This window comes from Pseudoalteromonas sp. S2755 (assembly GCF_005886535.1).
Taxonomy (GTDB): Bacteria; Pseudomonadota; Gammaproteobacteria; order Enterobacterales; family Alteromonadaceae; genus Pseudoalteromonas.
Genome location: NZ_PNDS01000028.1, coordinates 47363 through 67723, shown reverse-complemented (window position 1 = coordinate 67723; position 20361 = coordinate 47363). Strand labels below are relative to the sequence as shown.

17 protein-coding genes are annotated in these 20361 nt (G+C 43.5%); 8 read left to right on the top strand and 9 right to left on the bottom strand.

Annotated elements, in window-relative coordinates; translation table 11 throughout:
- Nucleotides 1-22: 22 nt before the first annotated feature.
- The gene (locus CWC03_RS05730) at nucleotides 23-1411 is read left to right on the top strand and encodes an alkaline phosphatase PhoX (RefSeq protein WP_138580941.1); all 1389 of its coding nucleotides are present in this window, start codon (nucleotides 23-25) and stop codon (nucleotides 1409-1411) included.
- A 150-nt stretch (nucleotides 1412-1561) separates the two neighbouring features.
- On the opposite strand, the gene CWC03_RS05725 is transcribed toward CWC03_RS05730, so the two are convergent.
- Nucleotides 1562-2533: a YihY/virulence factor BrkB family protein gene (locus CWC03_RS05725; RefSeq protein WP_138580940.1), complete on the bottom strand. Its 972-nt coding sequence runs from the start codon at nucleotides 2531-2533 to the stop codon at nucleotides 1562-1564.
- A 134-nt stretch (nucleotides 2534-2667) separates the two neighbouring features.
- Between CWC03_RS05725 and CWC03_RS05720 the strand changes: the two genes are divergently transcribed.
- Nucleotides 2668-3780: a mechanosensitive ion channel family protein gene (locus CWC03_RS05720; RefSeq protein ID WP_138580939.1), complete on the top strand. Its 1113-nt coding sequence runs from the start codon at nucleotides 2668-2670 to the stop codon at nucleotides 3778-3780.
- Nucleotides 3781-3981: 201 nt separating this feature from the next.
- Here CWC03_RS05720 and CWC03_RS05710 read toward each other — a convergent pair whose 3' ends face one another.
- Nucleotides 3982-4413: an Lrp/AsnC family transcriptional regulator gene (locus CWC03_RS05710; RefSeq protein WP_138580938.1), complete on the bottom strand. Its 432-nt coding sequence runs from the start codon at nucleotides 4411-4413 to the stop codon at nucleotides 3982-3984.
- 163 nt (nucleotides 4414-4576) lie between these two features.
- On the opposite strand from CWC03_RS05710, the gene ctlX reads away from it, so the two are divergent.
- From ctlX to CWC03_RS05695, 3 genes are all read left to right on the top strand, one after another.
- Nucleotides 4577-5488, top strand: coding sequence for a citrulline utilization hydrolase CtlX (gene ctlX, locus CWC03_RS05705; RefSeq protein ID WP_138580937.1), 912 nt, complete (start codon nucleotides 4577-4579; stop codon nucleotides 5486-5488).
- Nucleotides 5489-5570: 82 nt separating this feature from the next.
- Nucleotides 5571-7001 carry an alanine/glycine:cation symporter family protein gene (locus tag CWC03_RS05700; RefSeq protein ID WP_138580936.1) on the top strand — a complete coding sequence of 477 codons (1431 nt, stop codon included), beginning with the start codon at nucleotides 5571-5573 and terminating at the stop codon, nucleotides 6999-7001.
- 205 nt (nucleotides 7002-7206) lie between these two features.
- Nucleotides 7207-7869, top strand: a complete 663-nt coding sequence (locus CWC03_RS05695; RefSeq protein ID WP_138580935.1) for an outer membrane beta-barrel protein — start codon at nucleotides 7207-7209, stop codon at nucleotides 7867-7869.
- Between the two features lie 149 nt (nucleotides 7870-8018).
- Here the strand turns inward: CWC03_RS05695 and CWC03_RS05690 are convergent, their stop codons facing one another.
- On the bottom strand, nucleotides 8019-8756 hold the full coding sequence (locus tag CWC03_RS05690) for a TIGR04211 family SH3 domain-containing protein (RefSeq protein WP_138580934.1): 738 nt from the start codon (nucleotides 8754-8756) through the stop codon (nucleotides 8019-8021).
- 172 nt (nucleotides 8757-8928) lie between these two features.
- Here CWC03_RS05690 and CWC03_RS05685 point away from each other — a divergent pair, with 172 nt between their 5' ends.
- Nucleotides 8929-10449, top strand: coding sequence for a CYTH and CHAD domain-containing protein (locus CWC03_RS05685; protein ID WP_138580933.1), 1521 nt, complete (start codon nucleotides 8929-8931; stop codon nucleotides 10447-10449).
- A gap of 111 nt (nucleotides 10450-10560) precedes the next feature.
- Nucleotides 10561-11406: an HDOD domain-containing protein gene (locus tag CWC03_RS05680; RefSeq protein WP_138580932.1), complete on the top strand. Its 846-nt coding sequence runs from the start codon at nucleotides 10561-10563 to the stop codon at nucleotides 11404-11406.
- A 63-nt stretch (nucleotides 11407-11469) separates the two neighbouring features.
- Here the strand turns inward: CWC03_RS05680 and metK are convergent, their stop codons facing one another.
- Nucleotides 11470-12621 (bottom strand): methionine adenosyltransferase, encoded by a 1152-nt coding sequence (metK, locus tag CWC03_RS05675; protein ID WP_045962687.1) that lies wholly within the window; start codon nucleotides 12619-12621, stop codon nucleotides 11470-11472.
- Between the two features lie 259 nt (nucleotides 12622-12880).
- Between metK and tkt the strand changes: the two genes are divergently transcribed.
- Nucleotides 12881-14875 (top strand): transketolase, encoded by a 1995-nt coding sequence (gene tkt / locus CWC03_RS05670; RefSeq protein ID WP_138580931.1) that lies wholly within the window; start codon nucleotides 12881-12883, stop codon nucleotides 14873-14875.
- A 116-nt stretch (nucleotides 14876-14991) separates the two neighbouring features.
- On the opposite strand, the gene CWC03_RS05665 is transcribed toward tkt, so the two are convergent.
- From CWC03_RS05665 to pdxA, 5 genes are all read right to left on the bottom strand, one after another.
- The gene (locus CWC03_RS05665; RefSeq protein WP_138580930.1) at nucleotides 14992-17007 is read right to left on the bottom strand and encodes a methyl-accepting chemotaxis protein; all 2016 of its coding nucleotides are present in this window, start codon (nucleotides 17005-17007) and stop codon (nucleotides 14992-14994) included.
- Between the two features lie 285 nt (nucleotides 17008-17292).
- Nucleotides 17293-18090, bottom strand: a complete 798-nt coding sequence (locus tag CWC03_RS05660) for a symmetrical bis(5'-nucleosyl)-tetraphosphatase (protein ID WP_138580929.1) — start codon at nucleotides 18088-18090, stop codon at nucleotides 17293-17295.
- Between the two features lie 98 nt (nucleotides 18091-18188).
- Complete coding sequence (gene apaG / locus CWC03_RS05655; protein ID WP_010374721.1) at nucleotides 18189-18578, bottom strand: Co2+/Mg2+ efflux facilitator ApaG/CorD; 390 nt, start codon at nucleotides 18576-18578, stop codon at nucleotides 18189-18191.
- On the bottom strand, nucleotides 18562-19368 hold the full coding sequence (rsmA, locus tag CWC03_RS05650) for a 16S rRNA (adenine(1518)-N(6)/adenine(1519)-N(6))-dimethyltransferase RsmA (protein WP_010606006.1): 807 nt from the start codon (nucleotides 19366-19368) through the stop codon (nucleotides 18562-18564). The genes apaG and rsmA overlap by 17 nt, the downstream gene beginning before the upstream one ends.
- Nucleotides 19365-20357: a 4-hydroxythreonine-4-phosphate dehydrogenase PdxA gene (pdxA, locus tag CWC03_RS05645; protein WP_138580928.1), complete on the bottom strand. Its 993-nt coding sequence runs from the start codon at nucleotides 20355-20357 to the stop codon at nucleotides 19365-19367. Before pdxA ends, rsmA begins: the two co-directional genes overlap by 4 nt.
- Nucleotides 20358-20361 lie beyond the last annotated feature (4 nt).

The following is a 20361-nucleotide window of genomic DNA, read 5'->3' as shown; positions in this document are numbered from 1 at the left end:
ACTACGATCAGCAGGAGAAATTATGGTTTCACGTCGAGGGTTTTTAAGGGGGGCTGGCACCCTCGCATTTATCGGCCTTTCTAAAAGCGCATTTGGCAGAGTGTCACTATTAGACTTTAACACAATGATAGCTGGGTATGGACCGTTGATCACCGACCCCAATGGTTTACTCGATTTGCCCCAAGGTTTCAGTTATCAAATAGTATCAAGCCTTGGAGATAAAATGTCCGATGGTTTTACTGTACCTGACAAAGCCGATGGTATGGGTTGTATTGCTTTAGATGAAGAGCGGGTTGCATTGATCCGCAATCATGAATTGAAACCAACAGATTTAGCAAAAGCCGAGAACAGTATTCGCCAGCATAAAAGTGAGCTTGCTTTTGATACAAATGACTCAGGCATCGCGCTTCCAGGTGGCACAAGTCATATTGTCTATAACCTAAAAACACGCCAAAAAGAACAAGAATATTTATCCTTGGTTGGCACTATTCGTAACTGCTCTGGTGGAATAACGCCTTGGGGGAGTTGGCTTACTTGTGAAGAAACAACTGCAACTAAAAATGATGGTTTTACACAAGATCACGGATATATTTTTGAAGTACCAGCGACTGCAAAGGGTTTAATTAAGCCACAACCTCTCAAAGCAATGGGGCGGTTTAATCATGAAGCTGCTGCTGTTGATCCCAAAACAGGTATTGTTTATCTCACGGAAGACCGGGGAGACAGTGTGTTTTACCGCTTTATTCCAAACGAAAAAGCAAAGCTCCACAAAGGCGGGAAACTACAAGCGTTGGCAGTGAAAGAAAGCCCGCAATTTGATAGTCGAAATTGGAATAAAAAAGCGATGCCACTTCATCAGGAGTTTATTGTTGAGTGGATAGATTTGGACGACCCGCAAAGTGCTAAAGACGATTTACGGATCCGTGCTTATCGAAGTGGAGCTGCGCTATTTGCTCGAGGTGAAGGGATCCATTGGGGTGAAAACGAGCTGTACTTTTGTTGTACCAATGGCGGAAAAAAGCAGCTAGGGCAAATCATGAAGTATCAGCCATCTGAGTTTGAGGGAACAGAAAAAGAACGTCTCAATCCAGGAAAGTTGTCGTTATTCGTGGAAAGCGCTAGCCAGTCTCTCTATAACTTTGGTGACAATCTTACCGTGTCGCCACAAGGACATTTAATTGTTTGTGAGGATCAGTATTCCGATGTTGTAGATAACTATCTAAGAGGCGTAACCCCAGGGGGAGAATTCTATAATTTTGCACGGCTAGCTAAGCAAACTGAGCTCGCCGGCGCTTGTTTTTCACCAGACGGCAAGACTTTATTTGTTAATGTGTACTCACCAACGACAACATTGGCGATTGTGGGGCCATGGGAGCACTTTAATCATATAAAAAATAAAGAGCCTCTCTAATTTTAATTTGTTGAATTAGGGCTTGTTGAGCTTTTCGCTGTTTGATTTATATTCTCATAAGTGTATTTTGGTCGCGACGCTCAACTTGCTGCTGAGTAATCTAAGCAAAATTTACATCGTGAAAGTGAGCTATTGATATTGATGCTATTATCAATGAGGCTCCTTTTCTTTACGTTGTCTTGTCGTTAAATTATCAGCCACAAATGCGCCTCGTTGTCCTCTGGTTTTTGCTGGCCCAACGGTACTATCTTTTAAAGTTTGTAGCTCAGCACTGGCATTTAATGCAGCACCAAAAATAATGATGTATGCACTCAAGTATAACCACATCATCATAATGACGACACCTCCCAATGAACCATAAGTTTCATTATAAGAAGCGAACTGCGCGACATAATATGAAAATCCCAATGACGCTAAGATCCATAAGCCGGTTGCGGTAAACGAGCCGAGTGTTATCCAGCGCCATTTTGCGGCTCTGCGATGAGGCGCGTAACGATAAACAAACGCTAAGGAAAAGTGAAATAGTACCGCTAAAATAGACCAAGTAATTAGCTGTATTACAGAGTCCAGTGCTGTGGTAAATCCTACGAGGTTAAGCACAATCGGTAAAATTCCGATAATAGACAGTGCCACAATCGCGACGAAAATCGCCCCCACAGAAAACAAAAAGCGCACCACTAGCGCTTGCAAAAACTGCCTTTTATTGTGCTCATGATACGTAATGTTGCAGGCTGTAATCAACGCTTGGCAGCCTTTACTGCTACTCCAGATTGTTAAAAAGAGGGTAAAAATAGCACCTAGACTTAGGCTCGCCTGCGATTTTTGAGTGAGCGCCTTGAGTTGTTGCAACATAATTTCTTGACTGGATGGTGGTAAGAGTTCAATAAGCGGCAGTAGCTGATCAACCATTTCTGCAGGAGAAGAAAAATAGGCATAGATAGAAACAACGGCCGCTAACGCAGGAAATATTGCCAGCAGGGCATAAAATGCCACTCCAGCGGCAACCAGAGATAAATTATCTTGGGATAAGCTGTGGTATAGCCGTTTACTGACATCCCACCAACCGAGTGCTGGAATCTCACTTGGCCTGTCTGCATTAAAGCCATGTTTATGAGCTGCCATTAGTCTTTCCTAAATCAATTCTGGGCCTGTTGTTCTAAAGTGGTATACAGCAAAAGGTCTGCCAATCTCGTTTGGCGTTATATTTGCTACTAGTTAACTCGTGATCTTGTCAATAAAAACCCAAAGAGTGCAATATGGAAATCAATAATCTTATTAAAAATCAAATTATTAATATGATTCAGACGGCAGCTTCTAGCGAAGCGACTGAAGCCGTGAGCACATCAGATACGCTAAGTTTAAGCACACAAGTTGTGCACTTTTTACAAACCGCATGGCAATTATTACCTGCTCTGGCGCTGGGAGTTGTGGTTATTGTGCTTTGTTATTATTTAGCACGGCCAATCTCTTATCTTTTGATTAAACCCGTAGGTTATGTCAGTAAAAGTCGATTATTGCATCTCGTCACTCGCCGTTTTATCAGCGTGTTAGTCATATTTTTTGGCATTTATATCTTTTTGCGCTTGGCCGGGTTAAGTGAGTTTGCCGTCGCAGTAATGAGTGGCACTGGGCTTGTCGGTCTTATTCTTGGGTTTGCATTTCGTGATATCGCTGAGAACTTTATTTCGAGTATGTTACTTAGTGTCCAGCGCCCATTTAGAATTGATGACGTTATCGAAGTCGATAACCGTTTGGGGATTGTTAAAAAAGTCACCGCCCGCGCAACCACCTTAGTTGATTATGATGGCAATCACATTCAAATACCCAATGCTACCGTCTACAAGAATGTAATTAAAAACTTTACTGCCAATCCCAAAACACGTGGACACTTTAAGATTGGTATTGGCTATGACAACGATATTCGCCTGACGCAGCAAATTGCAATTGACTTACTTAAAGAACAAAGTGCGGTTTTAAACGACCCGCCACCACAGGTTCTACTCGAAGCATTAGGCTCCGCGACTATCAATCTTACCATATATTTTTGGGTCAATAGCGAACAACATAGCCCGATAAAAGTGGCGTCTCAACTTATGCGAGAAACCGTTAATTGCTTTACCGAACACGGTATTAGCATGCCTGACGATGCTAGAGAGCGGATAATTATAGCTGCAAATAATGAAACACCAGGATCAATCAAAGAAGCGACTAGTAATTCGAGTGGCAAAGGAGCCTCCGTGAAACAAAAGAATAAACCCACAATAACAGCAGTAGATGCGGATATTGACGATGTAAGTAGCGATGCGGATGAGATCAGAGAACAAGCTGAACATGCTCGAAGCCCAGAAGAAGGGGACAATATAATTTAGCAGTAAATTAGGTTCTCGCCTGGCTCACATAGAATCACTATGCTACGCAGGCTCTGCCTTGTATAAATACCAATCAAACTGCTGCAAAACCAAACTTGAAAGATAAACAGACCCTAGGTGTTGAAATGTGTCATGGCTGATTTAGTTTATTTCGGACTGTCGATTCATCACCCTGATCTAGATAAACAACGCTATCGAGCTTTACGTACTCGATAGCAAAATACTGGTTTCACTATTTAAAATGCCATCAATCTCTCGAACTTGCCTCAGTACACCATCGAATTCACTGAGGTTAGCGGCTTGCACTTCAGCGATTAAATCCCATGCCCCGTTCGTGGTATGAATTTTACTGAGTTCAGGGATCCCCCGCAGCACATTAATCACTTGGGTAGTGGACTTACCAATCACTTCTATCATCATGATAGCGCGCACCAGCTCGGATTCGATATGTTCATGAACCCGAACTGTAAAGCCTTGAATTGCACCACTGGAAATGAGTCTATCTAAACGGTTTTGTACGGTGCCACGCGACACATCGAGCGTCGTGGCTAAGGTTGAAATGGCTGCTCGGCCATCTTTGCGCAATTCAGCAATCAAGGCTTTATCAAGCGCATCATATAGATAAGGAGTCATAGTACGGCTTTGTGGTTTTTTGTTGTATTAGTCTATTTGTATAATTCAACTTAGCAAAGTGATAGAAAATTGCACGAATTGTATAAGATTTTGGCATTTAAATTGTCTTATGGTGTGGTTACACTGATATTGAGTATGACAACGCCCAAATGATGAGTGCAGTATGACAACGATATTCCAAGCACCTCGAGCGGTGGTGATGATCCGCCCACACCATTTCACTTCGAATCCACAAACCATGCAAGATAACGCGTTTCAGCAAGCTTGCAGTGAAAACAATCCTAACAACAGAGCCTATGTTGAGGTCAGTAACGCCGTGCAAGCATTAGAGTTGGCTGGCGTGAAAGTGCACTTATTTGAAGATACCTCCACAGACACGCCAGACTCGGTCTTTCCAAATAACTGGTTTTCGACGCATAGCGATGGTCAGTTAACGATTTATCCTATGTACGCCTTGAATCGACGATTGGAGATCCGTCGCGATGTTATCGATTTTCTGAGTGCTCACTATCAGGTGACAAACATCAATGATTATAGTCATCTAACCGCAGAAGAAATATTCCTTGAAGGCACCGGCTCTATGGTTATCGATCATCAAGCAAAAGTGGCCTATGCGGTAGAATCCAAGCGCACTAACGCCGTGTTAGTTAATCAGGTTTGTGAGCAGTTGGGACTACAGGCAGAAATATTTAATGCCTATGATAAGAATGAAGTGCCTGTCTATCACACCAATGTCTTAATGTGTGTCGCCACCGATTTCGCCATGATATGCCTAGATATGGTGCCAGAATATCAGCGGGCACAGCTTATTAACCGTTTTACGCAAAGCGGCCACACCCTGATTGCGCTATCTTATCAGCAGATCCAACATTTTTGCGGCAACGCGATTGAGTTGCAAGGCAGTATGGGACGCATACTCGCGCTTTCCACAACGGCTTATCAGGCGTTGTTGCCTGAGCAAATTGCTGTCATCGAAAAGTCAGCTAAGCTAGTTGCTATTGATATACCGACAATTGAAGCCGCAGGTGGCTCGGTGCGTTGTATGATTGCTGGAGTCCATTTAAATAACCGTTAAATAATACTAGGGCCTGTTTACCTTTTAAGAAGGTCAACAGGCCCTAGATAAACGGCAAATAATAATAAAACAGGAATCGCCTATGTTTGAAAGTGCAGTTAAGAGTATCAATGGGCTTTTATGGGGAGAAGGCCAGATACTTATTTATATCCTGCTATTTGCAGGGTTTTGGTTCACTATTCTTTTGCGAGGGATACAAGTTGTAAAGTTTCGTCACATGTTTAGCCTGTTACGGGGCAGCAGTCAGGGTGATAGCAATACAATCAGTTCATTTCAAGCCTTATGCACAGGGCTATCAGCTCGAGTTGGAACTGGTAATCTTGCAGGTGTTGCAGTTGCTATCTCTCTTGGTGGCAGTGGTGCGATATTTTGGATGTGGATGATAGCTATTTTGGGGATGGCAACAGGCTTTGCCGAAAGTGTACTTGGGCAAGTCTATAAAGTGCGTGATAGCCAAGGTGAGTTTAGAGGTGGTCCTGCTTATTATATTCACATGGGATTGGGAAGTCGGGCGTTTGCAGTATGCTTTGCCTTTTGCTTGTTTTTGGGATATGGATTTACCTTTAGCGCGATGCAAACCAATACCATCACCGATGCGCTCAATAATGCGTTTGATATTCCAACCTTCTACTCAGGTATTGTGATCACAGTCCTTGCTGGCTCGATTATTCTTGGTGGCTTCAAAGCGATTGCGCGATTTGCTGAAAAGGTAGTGCCAGTAATGGGATTAGTCTTTGTCCTTGCGGCTATTACTATTACCGTGATGAATTACTCACAGGTCCCAGCCATGATCAAAGATATTTTGCTTTCAGCTTTTGGCTTGCAAGAAGCGGGCGCTGGCGCACTTGGCGCAGCTATCAAAAATGGTATTCAGCGCGGACTCTATTCTAACGAGGCGGGAGCGGGTAGTGTGCCGCACGCATCGGCAAGTGCGTCGCCAATTCCCAATCACCCCGTGACCCAAGGTTATATTCAAATGCTAGGCGTATTCTTTGATACCATAGTGTTGTGTAGTTGTACGGCCGTGATCATTTTATTGGCAGACATAGATATTGGCAGAGAGATGGAAGGCATAAGGCTGACACAATCTGCGATGACCGCGCATTTAGCAACTGGGGGCGTGTACTTTGTCGCGGCGGCGATCACTTTGTTTGCTTTCACCTCTGTAGTGGCTAATTACGCTTATGCTGAAAGTAACTTACACTTATTCCATCTGGATAATAAAGTTGGCCGTTCAATTTACACCGCATGCTACTTATCTATGATGTTGTGGGGCGCTTCGGCAACGCTAAAACAGGTATGGGATCTTGCCGACATCGCATTGGGTTTAATGACGGTGGTGAACGTTACTGCCATCGTGCGTCTTACACCGACTATCTTGGCGGTGACAGCTGATTATCATCAGCAAAGAGCAAAAGGGAAAGAGCCTGTATTCGAGGTCGATAAGGTCAAAGTGCAAGGAGTTACTGAGTCTGGCATTTGGGGTGAAATTAATGCAAAGCGTTCAGCCTAATACGTTTTAGATGGAATAAATGAAGGCCGAATTTTTCCGGCCTTTATTTATTCTTTAACTTTTTAAATTAGAAAGTATTGCCAAGCTTTCAATCATACACCTTATTTAAATTTTTTATATTCAGTGTATACTTCCGCCCGCTTTTCACTTCAATATTTCAAACTAAATATTGCTTCCTTTTTAATCTTTAAACACCGATGTGATAATGAAAAAACAGTTATTTGGACTGGCAGTACTATCGTTGCCTATGTACGCGAAGGCTGATATTGCCATATTTTCAGAAGTACTTTTTGGTAAAGCCAATAATGAATTTTATGCCGAGCAAGAGTCTGATTTAGGATATAAGCGTGCGTCATCCGCTAATTCTGATTCATGGGGGCTGAGGCTCGGTGTTGGGCTTACAGATCGTTTAGCACTTGAAATCGCACAGCATTTTCATGGAGAGTCACTAGCTGAATACCCCGTTCACGTTTCTAACACACACTCTGGAATCTATCAAAACCCATATGACTACTCATATAGAGCCAGATTTCCTATTGATACCGAATCTCTGAGGTTGGGAATTAAGGGAAGGATTGAGGTGTCTACCAATATTAATGCAAATATAAGAGTTGGAATGGCACATTGGCAATACAAAGATGTGATCCCTGCACAGTTGGTTCCTACAGGCAGCAGTAGTTCAGGTGATAGCGGTAATGATATTTATACCTCGATAGGTGTTGAGTATCGACTAACAGATAATCTCTATGTTGGTTTGGAATACTCTCTTTTGAATATTAAAGAATCAAAAGAATATGACAACACAGGCGTAGTTCAATATGAGCATAATTTGCACGATATATCCATGTTACTTGGTTGGGCTTTTTAATACGCTGATATTCGAAGTAGAGAAAGGTTATTTTTAGAACTGTATTTAGAGTGGGGCGAATTGAGCAATTCACCCCATCAATTTTGACAAGAAAGTTAGATGTACTGTCAGTGACGAAGTTATTTAACCTCAATAGGTGTTATAACCAGTTACCAGCCGTCGTAACGCTTTCTACGAGATAAAAATAGCGTCAGGATCACACCGATAATAATGCCACTGATCCCAATGATGCCACCGTAAGTGAGCAACTGGTGTTGTTCTTTTTGGACTTTTTGCTGCTGTGCTAAACGTTCATCTTGTAGCTGCTTTTCAAGCCCTGAAATAGTGTCTTGAAGTGAAGCATTTTCAGCTAGTAAATTGGTATTGTTTTGCTGCAGCATTGGAAGCTGCTGCTGGGCATCGTTCAGTGCCTCTTGAGTTTCTACCAAGGTTTGGTTAACCGCCTCTAATTGTTGCTTTAAACCCGGTTCTGTGGTGACAAACTTACTTTCTACCCAACCTTCTCTTGCTTTATCATCTTTTATTTGGACAAACTCGTCATTAGCGCCACTCAAAATAGTGATTGGCGTACCAGCATCAACAGAACCTAAAATTCGATAATTTTTACTTGGACCTGTGTGCATGAAAATAAAAAGATTGTCACTAATATAGCCGTTTGGTGTTGTCGCGTTTACTGCGCTATTTTCGTCTGGCTCTTCAGCAAAGCTTACAAAGCTGGTGAAGAGCAGGCTCGCAATGATAAATTGCTTAAAGTTGAACATGCGTTGGCCTTTTATTCTTTGGGTCGTAAAGTTTACAAAATAGTAGGGATTTCGCGGCCTAATAGCAAGGCTTTGTTTATTTTGAATGACGCGAAATAATTGATTACATAATGAAAATTGCAGCATTTAACGCAATGATACGGTGTTATTAATCTGCTGACGTTCAACGAAATTAGCCAGGCTATCTATTGATTTAGCGCATATTTGGTGCACTTCTCATCGGATAAAAAGATTGCAAACTTAGCCTCCTTTGTATATTTTGATCCTCCCTTAGACAAATAGGTAAAACACTGCCCTAATGGACACTGAAATAGAACTGAAATTTTTGGTTTCAGATAATGAAGTTCCGCTGATCCCTGCACTCATCACACAGTTTGCAAAAACGGTCACTAACAAGCCTGCTAAAAACTTAACTAACGCCTACTTTGACACGCCAAATCGTGAATTGCGTGCGCTAGATATTGGCCTAAGAACACGTTGTTGCAATGATGAATGTGAGCAAACGATTAAGCTTGCGGGAGAAGTTGTAGGAGGGTTACACCAACGACCTGAGTACAATTTACCTATTCAGTCAGGACGTCCTGATCTGTTAGCGTTTGACGCAAATATTTGGCCTCACGGCATGCAACTTGAGCCTATTGCAGAAAACATATTCCCGATCTTCAGTACGAATTTCATTCGTCGTACTTGGTTAATCGAAACAGATTCAGGAACCAAAATTGAAGTCGTGTTGGATAAAGGGGAAATAGCAGCTCAAGGGAAGATGGAGCCAATCAATGAGCTTGAAATAGAGCTGATTGAGGGAAACAAAGAAGATCTTTTCTTATTAGCCGACCATCTAATTAAACAAGCTGGTATGCGTTTGGGGCTATACTCAAAGGCCGCCAGAGGATATCGAATTGCCGATGATAAGCCTCTAAAACCAAATAAGTTTATAGGGTTTGTGCCGCTTAAATCTCAGGTAACGCAAGAGCAAGCGTTAATTGCGACAGTCAGTTACGGTATTCAGTTCGTCCAGAAGCACGAGCAATGTTATTTTAATAAACCAAGCCTCAAGACGTTAAAGCGCGTTATCGATGGGGTTTCGCTTATTCGTCACGCGTTTTGGCTGTTCGATGACATCGTTGATAAAAGTTCGACTGAGAGTATTCGGAACGAGTTAAAATGGTTGTTGTCAGAACTTGCTTGGGTCGAAAATGCAATTCACTTAAAAACCTACACTTCAAAGCGCCATGCTTATCATAAGAAACTTAATCAGTTTCCTGAATTGGCGCAGGTCATTACCGATTTGCAAGATGTTCAGCCGACACCGACAGACATTGAAGATTTATTTCATTGTACCCGCTACAACCGTTTGATTCTCTCACTTACTCGCTGGCTTGTTGATAGGGCATGGCGTAAAAACTGGGATCAAAAAGCACTAAGTGCAGCAGAGCTACCTGTCACAGAAATCGCAAGCCAATTATTTGATAAAGACTGGCAAGAGCTGAAAAACTTGCTTCCACAGGGTAAATCGCTTTCTGAAAGAGATTATTTACATGTGAGAATAAAGCTAGAAAACACGCTACTAAGCGGTAACTGTCTGGGCAAGCTTTACGATAAAGAAGCGCGCAAAGCGTTTAGAACGCCTTGGATTGATATAGTGTATGGTATTTATGAGCTAGAAACACTGGCGTATTTATATCAGCTCTGCCAAAGCCAAAATACAGACGAGCTTCAAGAAGTGCAGGCATGGCTCAAGCAAAAATCTGACTTTTTGATAAGTGCTATGGAGCAAAGTAGACAATCTTCCATGTATAGCGAACCGTATTGGTTCTAACCAGATTAAGCGGGGTTTTACCCCGCTTTTTTGTATCACCTCATTATAATCAATACAGCAAATATCAGGCGATGAACTAAACTTTGATGTATCACTTCCTGAGGTAGCCCAATGATCAATATTGACGATAAAGTGCTGAATGATTTGCGCGGTGGGTTTAACTTACCTGCTAAGCCTGAAATATTACAAGCTTTACAAAATGAATTATCACAACCTGAGCCTGAGTTATTTACCGTGGCGAATATTATTGCGGCAGATGTTGGTGCGTCAGCTGCGGTATTAAAGGTAATTAATTCGCCAGCTTATGGTCTTGCCCGTACAATCACAGATATAAAACAAGCTGTGATGTTTTTAGGCGTTAGCTGTATTACGCAGCTAGTGACAGGGTATTTGCTTAAAAACGCGTTTGAGCAATCAAAATGTTGTATTTCACTGCAGCAGTTTTGGGATAACGCCGCGGATATTTCAAAAGCAGCAATGGTGGTGGGGCATCATTTAAAAGCATCATTACCCATGGAGAACTTACAGCTGCTCGGACTGTTTCACGATGCAGGGATCCCTGCAATGGCTGTAAAATATCCTGACTATGCAGAGGTAATAAAACAGTCTATAGAGCGCCCTGAGCAAACACTGATTTACTACGAGCAGCAAAAATATCCGGTGCCTCATACTGTGATAGGTTACTTTCTTGCGACGTCTTGGCACTTACCCAAAGAAATATGTCAGATGATTTTGCGCCACCATGACGTTAGCTATCTTGAAGAGCAAAAAAATGCGCAACACATGCAAACCTTTGCGGCACTTAAACTGGCTGAAAACCTTTGTTTTGAAGCAAAACACTTTAGAAGCGCAGCAGATTGGTATCTATTCAAAGACAAGGTGATGATTGAGCTTAATTTGCATGAAGATGAGTATCAAAACTTGAAAGATGATGTCGACGAAGTATTTATCGGGTAAAGGATTAACCGTAGGCATTAAAAAGGCGCACTAGGCGCCTTTTTTACTTTTTGCAGCAGGGGATTATAGGCCTGCTGCTGCACGCAGTGCGTCAGCTTTATCTGTTGCTTCCCAAGGGAACTCTTCACGACCAAAGTGGCCGTAAGCAGCAGTAGGCTGATAAATTGGACGCTCAAGGTCTAGCATAGTGATTAGACCGTAAGGACGTAAGTCGAAGTGCGCGCGGATAAGTTCGATTAAACGCGACTCATCAAGCTTAGCTGTACCGAAAGTTTCTACGCTGATAGAGGTTGGCTCAGCAACACCGATTGCGTAAGACACTTGGATCTCACACTTGTCAGCAAGGCCAGCGGCAACAATGTTCTTCGCAACGTAACGCGCTGCGTAAGCAGCAGAACGGTCAACTTTTGATGGATCTTTACCAGAGAATGCACCACCACCGTGACGTGCCATACCGCCGTATGTATCTACGATGATTTTACGACCAGTTAGACCACAGTCACCCATAGGGCCACCGATAACGAAACGGCCAGTTGGGTTGATGAAGAACTTAGTTGCTTCAGTGATAAGCTCTGCAGGTAATGTAGGCTTGATAATAGTTTCCATCACGGCTTCTACAAGGTCAGCTTGTGATACAGAATCACAGTGTTGTGTAGATAATACAACTGCATCGATACCTACAGCTTTACCGTTTTCGTATGCGAAGGTTACCTGAGACTTAGCGTCTGGACGTAACCAAGGTAGTGTGCCGTCTTTACGAACTTGCGCTTGACGCTGAACTAAACGGTGTGAGTATGTGATTGGAGCAGGCATCAGTACGTCGGTTTCGTTACACGCGTAACCAAACATTAGACCTTGGTCACCAGCACCTTGCTCTTCGGGACGGGTACGGTCAACACCTTGGTTGATATCAGGTGATTGCTTACCAATGGTATTCAGGATTGCACATGAATCAGCGTCAAAGCCCATGTCAGAATGCGTGTAACCAATTTCACGCACGGTCTTACGAGTTAACTCCTCGATATCAACCCAAGCGCTAGTCGTGATTTCACCACCAACCATAACCATACCGGTTTTAACGTAAGTTTCACACGCAACACGTGCTTTTGGATCTTGCTCAAGGATGGCATCTAGAACCGCATCAGAGATCTGATCGGCGATTTTATCTGGATGGCCCTCAGAAACAGATTCAGAAGTAAATAAATGTTTAGCCATTGTATTTATGCTCACAAATATTGCGCTTCACAAACATCAGGGACAGCGCGAAAAATTAAGGGGCGTATTCTAACCAAAAAACCTAGGCATTGACTAGTTATTTTACGCCTAGACGTCCAAAATTGTGCAAACTTTTTTAATGGTCGGAAAAAGTCTGTCTGTACCCGTTTTTTTATGGCCTTTGCCGTTGCAGTTAGCCATATAAATAAGTAAGAATGGGCTCAACCCCCGCGAAACACATTTAAAGGTAGGAGAATTCATGCCATCTCGCAAAGAACTTGCTAATGCAATTCGCGTTCTTTCCATGGACGCTGTACAAAAGGCCAAGTCTGGCCACCCAGGAGCCCCGATGGGCATGGCGGACATCGCAGAAGTACTTTGGCGCGATTTTTTAAAGCACAACCCAAGTAATCCTGATTGGTTCGACAGAGATCGCTTCGTATTATCAAACGGTCACGGCTCAATGTTAATTTATTCATTGTTGCATTTGTCGGGTTATGATTTATCAATTGATGACATCAAAAACTTCCGTCAGCTACACTCAAAAACACCAGGCCACCCAGAATATGGTTACGCGCCAGGTATTGAAACGACTACAGGCCCATTAGGTCAGGGTATTACTAATGCGGTAGGTATGGCGATTGCTGAAAAAGCATTGGCTGCACAGTTTAACCGTGGAGATTACGACATCGTTAATCACTATACCTATGCATTCTTAGGTGATGGCTGTTTGATGGAAGGTATCTCACACGAAGCTTGTTCACTTGCGGGTACGCTTGGCCTTGGCAAACTGATTGCATTTTGGGATGACAACGGCATTTCAATCGACGGTGAAGTTGAAGGTTGGTTTAGCGACGACACACCAAAACGCTTTGAGTCTTATGGCTGGCATGTTATCGCCGGTGTTGATGGTCACGATAGCGATGCGATTAAAGCGGCAATCGAAGCGGCGCAAGCAGAGTCTGACAAGCCAACCCTTATTTGTTGTAAAACGGTTATCGGTTATGGTTCACCAAACAAGTCAGGTAGCCATGATTGTCACGGTGCACCGCTGGGTGATGATGAAATCAAAGCAGCACGTGAATTCCTTGGTTGGGAACACGGCGCATTTGAAATACCAGAAGATGTGTACGCTAAATGGGACGCAACTGCACGTGGTCAAAATCAACAAAGTGACTGGTTGATTAAGTTCACTGAATATCAAATACATTATCCTGAGCTTGCTGCTGAATTTGAGCGCCGTATGAAAGGCGAACTTCCAGCTGACTGGTCAGAGAAAACTGAAGCGTATATTGCAGAGCTTCAAGCGAATCCTGCAAACCCTGCAACACGTAAAGCATCACAAAATGCATTGAATGCCTATGGTCCAATTCTACCTGAGTTTATGGGTGGCTCTGCTGACCTTGCGGGTTCTAACTTGACACTTTGGGATCAATCTAAAGGCTTAACGGCAGAAGATGCTGCGGGTAACTATATCTTCTACGGTGTGCGCGAGTTTGGTATGTCTGCCATCATGAATGGTATTGCATTGCACAGAGGTTTTATCCCTTACGGTGCGACATTCCTAATGTTTATGGAATACGCACGTAATGCCGTACGTATGGCTGCATTGATGAAGCAAAGAAGTATCTTTGTGTATACCCATGATTCAATCGGTCTTGGTGAAGATGGCCCAACGCACCAACCAGTAGAACAGATGGCGAACTTACGTACTACGCCAAACCTAGCAAGCTGGCGTCCATGTGACCAAGTTGAGTCAGCAGTTGCTTGGCAGCAAGCGGTTGAACGCGCTGATGGTCCATCTGCACTTGTATTTACTCGTCAAGGTCTTGCGCAGCAGCCTCGTACCGCTGAGCAGGTTGCAGCGATTAAGCAAGGTGGTTATGTACTATCTTGTGATGGTGAGCCTGAAATCATTCTTATTGCGACAGGTTCTGAAGTGCAACTTGCGGTTGAGTCTGCGGATAAACTTCGTGCAGAAGGTAAAAAAGTACGTGTTGTGTCTATGCCTTCGACTGACATTTTTGATGCGCAATCACCTGAATACAAAGAAAGTGTGCTACCAAGCTCAGTAACGCGTCGCGTCGCTATCGAAGCGGGTATTGAGGACTTTTGGTACAAATATGTAGGCCTAAATGGTGCTATCGTCGGTATGACAACGTTTGGTGAGTCAGCGCCTGCTGATGAGCTATTCAAGCTATTTGGCTTTACGGTAGAAAATATCGTTGAGAAGGCAAACGCATTGTTTGCATAATCAAAGAAAAGAAACAAAAAAACCCATGCCATGCATGGGTTTTTTTATGCTTAGCGGTTTTGCTAAACCACCTAAAGCTTTGAGACTGTTTCCTGCTCAAAGCTCAGGTTAGATAGCTAAACCTTAAACTGTTCTACCGATAAGCGTAACTCTTCGGCGAGTTTAGCAACCTCAGAACTAGAGATTGAGGTTTGGCTCGCGCCTTCAGCTGTTTGCTCTGCGATTGTTACAATCGATTCTAAACGTTCACTGATTTCCTGCGCTACTTGTTGTTGCTCATTCGCCGCGTTTGCAATCTCTTCACTCACATCATGAGCCTGAGAAACGGCTGCAGTGATGGAGTTTAGTGCTTCATTAGCAAGGTCGCTCTGAGTTACGCACGACTCCGCCTGCTGTTTACCTTTCGACATTGCACCTACAGCTTCTTCAGCACCGGCTTGTAAGGATTCAATCATTGCTTGAATTTCTTGGGTTGACTCTTGAGTCTTACTTGCAAGCGAGCGCACTTCGTCTGCGACCACAGCGAAGCCACGACCTTGTTCACCAGCACGTGCGGCCTCGATTGCAGCGTTTAGTGCAAGGAGGTTGGTTTGCTCGGCAATGCCGCGGATAACATCCAAAATACTGCCTATCGAAGCGCTGTCTTGGTGTAGTTTGTTAATCACGCGAGAGGCTTCATCCACTTCCCTTGCGAGTTGCTCAATAGTGTGTTTGTTCTCATGTGAGATGCCTTTGACACGCTCTGCTTCTTTATCAGCATTTTTAATTTCTTGTAGTGCTTGATGCGCGCTGTTGCTTACACCGTGAGACGTGCTACTCATCTCAGTTGTTGCGGTAGCGGCTTGCTCTACTTGTGCCTGCTGATTCTTAATCGCTTGGCTTGACTCTGTGGTGATAGTCGATGTTTCTTCAGACGCTGCAGCAAGCTGCGTCGAACGAGAAATAATGCCAGTAATAAGCTCACGTAAGCTAGAGATTAGGGTATTACAGCTTCTAGATAATTCACCAAACTCATCTTTTGCCGTATCGTCTAAACGCTGTGTCATATCGCCACTGGCGACAATGTTTAAAACTCGATTTACTTCCGATAGCGGTTTTGTGATACGGCTAACGGTAATGTAGGCAACACCAACGGCCATTAACGTTGCTACTATCATCCCAATCCAAGTCCATAAGTTTGCTGTGCCTACATCTGCACGTACGCCTTGCTGTAAGTTAAAGGCGACTTGGCTTGCTTCAGAGAGTAAGTCATCTAACTGAGACAGAGCGGCTTTTGTAGTTTTCTCTGCGTTGGATAATTCTTTACGCGTTTCGGCTATCGCGTTGATCAAGCGTTTTTGATTTTCCGCGATGCTGTTGCTGCCTGTAACTGCATCTTTTAAATTAGTGTAATAGCCTTCGAGATCAGCAAACAAACTGCTATCAAGCGCGCTAACGGGACCACGCATTAAGTCGATGTTGCGACCTAGCTCTTCAACGAGGTAGCTTTGATCTCTACTTACGATTTCCAGTGTATTTATATCCTCAACAGTAACAATATCATTGGCGCTGGTTACAACCGAAGAAAAGTTATTTTCTAAGTTATTTGCAGCTTGATAAGCGCGTTTGTCAGCGTCTTCCAAGCCATCCAAATCGATAATATCAACTGTCACCATAGTCGCGTCTTCTGCGGCAATATCGATAGTTGATAGTTGTTCTTTCAGCTTGTCGCGTAGCGAAAGCTCAGATGTTTTCTCGTTTAGTAAGCTGTTCATGGCTTTGACGAAAGCATCATAACTTTTGCCAACATCACGACTGCTTGAGGCTAATTTATTGTTAGCGGCAACGACCTGCTGCAGCTCAGAGTAGGTTTTGTCAAAGATCTTCTGACGCTCAGTGAATTGTTGTTTAAGCGTCGCTAGCTCAGTCTCTGAACGCGCATAAAAACTTCCCTGAGCTACCTTGCTCATTAAAGTGAATTCTACTTGCAGCGCAGAGCTTTTTGAGAGCGCAGGTAGAGACAGGTTATTAACCTGCTGAGTTGAGTTGTCAATGTTCGCAATTCTTAATAAAGAATTGCCCCCGATAAGAAGAAGCAACAAGGTGATGGTAATAAAACCACCCCAAATACGTTGGCTAACAGTCAAATTCATAGCTGTCCTACAAAATTTACAAAGCAATACGGATACTTATCGGATTTATTGCGGATAAGTTAAGTATTTTATAGCAGATGTGACAAAAAATTTCAGTAAAAAAGGTCGGATTACAAAAAATAGCAGCCCAATGAATAAAAAGCATAGGCTTCACGTTTTCTTCGAGTGTAGCCTAGGGGCTGTTGACCTTTGCTGCAAAAACAAACTTGAAAGATCAATAGGCTTTAGTTTAATAAAAGTAAAGTAAGTGCTTACCTAAACGTCGATTTAGAACTGTTACAGAGGCTAACTATGCTGGTATTTTTCGCCACTGTCGATATTTATCATCGTCATAGGACCTCCCCACACGCAGCCAGTGTCTAAGGCAATAATATTTTTCTTGTGGGTTTCGCCTTCTAACGCAGCCCAGTGGCCGAAAAGTAGGGTTGTGTCGGCAGGGGTTTGGCTGAGCTCAAACCATGGGGTGAGATCTGCCGCATCTTTTAGGCCAGATTTGTTCTTAAGATCCAGTTCACCATTTTGTTTTAGAAAGCGCATTCGAGTGAAGACGTTAACAATAGCTTTAAACTTATCTTGCTCACCGAGCTTATCGAGCTCAAGTCCTGGGTGAGCGCCGTACATATTGGCGTAAAACTCAGGGGCTTTTGTTGATTGATAAATGGCTTCGGCAAAGCGTGCATATTCTAGCGCTTGCGTAATACTCCAGCTTGGATGAATACCTGCATGAGAAATAAAAGTTTGCTGCGTTTCAAGCCAAATAGCGAGGGGCTGTGCACGTAATAAGTCAGCATATTTCTGGTATTTAGGACTGGCAAAAACCGCGTCTAAATTATCTTTTGGGTTCGCAGCGGTTCCCAAAGCAAGACATGCTAAAAAGTGGAGATCGTGATTGCCGAGTGTAATGCTAATAGAGCCAGCATGTTGATAGAGGAACTCGAGGCAAGCAAGTGAGTCAGGTCCTCTGGCGATGATGTCACCGACAAAGTATAAATGGTCTTGGCTTGGGTTAAAGTCGACTTGGTCGAGTAGCCCGATGAGTGGAGTGAAGCAGCCTTGCAAGTCTCCAATTGCGTATTTTGCCATCTATTACCTGCGTTTTTTATAACTCGATGTTTTTGTTCCGATGTCTAGCATCTACGAGGAACGCGGGGCAAACCCGCTTCCGCAAAATAAAAACGATATTAATGCAAAATATTTGGACAGGAAAGTCTAAATACATTGATTGGCGCTTTAAACTCGGTGCCAAACTCATTACGCATTAAATAATAGCCTTCCATCGTACCAACAGGGGTATCGAGCACCGCGCCGCTGGTGTACTGGTAGCTCTCGCCAGGGCGAATGGTAGGCTGCTCACCGACAACACCATCGCCTTCTACTTCGGTCTCTTTGCCATTCGCATCGGTAATGAGCCAATAGCGACTATGTAGCTTAGCGTTACATAAGCTATGGTTTTTTATGGTAATTGTGTAGGCAAACACATATTTGTCCTTTTCAGGCTGTGATTGCGCTTCAACGTAAAAGGTCTCCACCGATACTTTGATCGGTGAGCCAATATTAGTTTGAGTTGTCATATATCCAATTTGCAATTTCAATAAACTGGTTAAGCGACAGGTTTTCAGCGCGAAGCGTAGGGTCGATACCTAGGTTTCGCAACTGCTCTTCGGTTAACAGGTTCGATAAGCTATTTCTTAGTGTTTTGCGACGTTGATTGAACGCTTCCAAACATACAGTATTCAAAAGTTTAGTGCTCTTAGCTGTACGTTGTGACGGATCTTTTGGGATCAATCGAACAACGGCCGAGTCAACTTTTGGTGCAGGTTTAAAGCAATGTGGTGGTACTTCAATCACAGGAATAGCGTGACAATAGTACTGCGTCATTACGCTTAAGCGGCCAAAGGCTTTGCTACCCGGGCCCGCAACCATGCGGTTAACCACTTCTTTTTGCAGCATAAAGTGCATATGCTCGACCTGGTCGGCAAATTCAAATAAGTGAAATAGCAAAGGGGTTGATACGTTGTAAGGTAAGTTACCAAAGATCTTTAATTTTTCCCCTTCTTTGATTAAAGAAGAGAAGTCAAACTTCATCGCATCACCTTGGTGAACCGTTAATTTAGGCCCCAAGAATGGATGATGGATCAAGCGCTCGGCAAGATCTTTATCAAGTTCTACAACGGTTAGGTGACCACTTAAATCACAAACTGGCTCAGTGATAGCACCCAAGCCAGGACCGATCTCAACCAGATTGTCTTCAGGTTTTGGGTCGATAGCAGTTACTATCTTGTCGATAATATTGTTGTCATTTAAGAAGTTTTGACCAAAGCGTTTACGCGCTCTGTGTCCGAGATGTACTTTATCTGTCATGCATTCTGTGCTTTTTTGGTTGCGAGCTTAATTGCTTCGCGGATCGCTAATTCAAAACTACCCACTTCAACATCACCAGAGCCGGCTAAATCAAGCGCTGTACCGTGATCGACCGATGTGCGAACAAAAGGTAATCCTAGGGTGATGTTTACTGAGTTTCCAAAACCTTTATATTTTAACACAGGTAAGCCCTGATCGTGATACATTGCAAGCACAGCATCAGCATTATCTAAATATTTAGCTTGGAAAAGGGTGTCAGCTGGCAGCGGTCCAACCAAGTTCATGCCTTGTTTATTCAGCATTTCCAGTGTTGGCTCAATGGTTTCTATTTCTTCACGACCAAGATGACCACTTTCTCCAGCGTGCGGATTTAATCCACAAACTAATACTCTTGGTTGTTCAATACCAAACTTGGTTTGTAGGTCGTGATGTAAAATATGAATGACTTTGCTGAGACGCTCAGGCGTAATCGCCTTTGATACATACGCCAGTGGGATATGCGTCGTTACTAGCGCTACACGCAGCCCTTCGGTTGCGAGTAGCATAACGACATCAGCGGTATCAGACTGCTGTGCAAAGTACTCAGTATGACCGCTAAACGAGATCCCAGCTTGGTTAATTATACCTTTATGAACAGGGCCCGTGACTACCGCTGCGAATGTCCCATCCATATTCTTTTCAGAGGCAATGCGCAAGGTTTCGAGCACATAATGGCCATTAGTTTCATCTAATTGACCGGCGACCACTTCAGCACCTTTGTCTACTTGAAGGTAGTAAATGGCACCTGCGGGTGCCGCTTCAGGCGTAGCATCACTGTCAAATGGCAGTAACTTGATTCGCTCACCAAGTTCTTTGGCACGTTTTTCTAGAATGCTTTTATCAGCCACCGCAACCAACTGAGCAGGCCATGCATGCTGAGCCAGTTTGATAACAAGATCTGGGCCAATACCTGCAGGCTCACCCGGTGTAATTGCGATTCTGAGTGTCATAGCC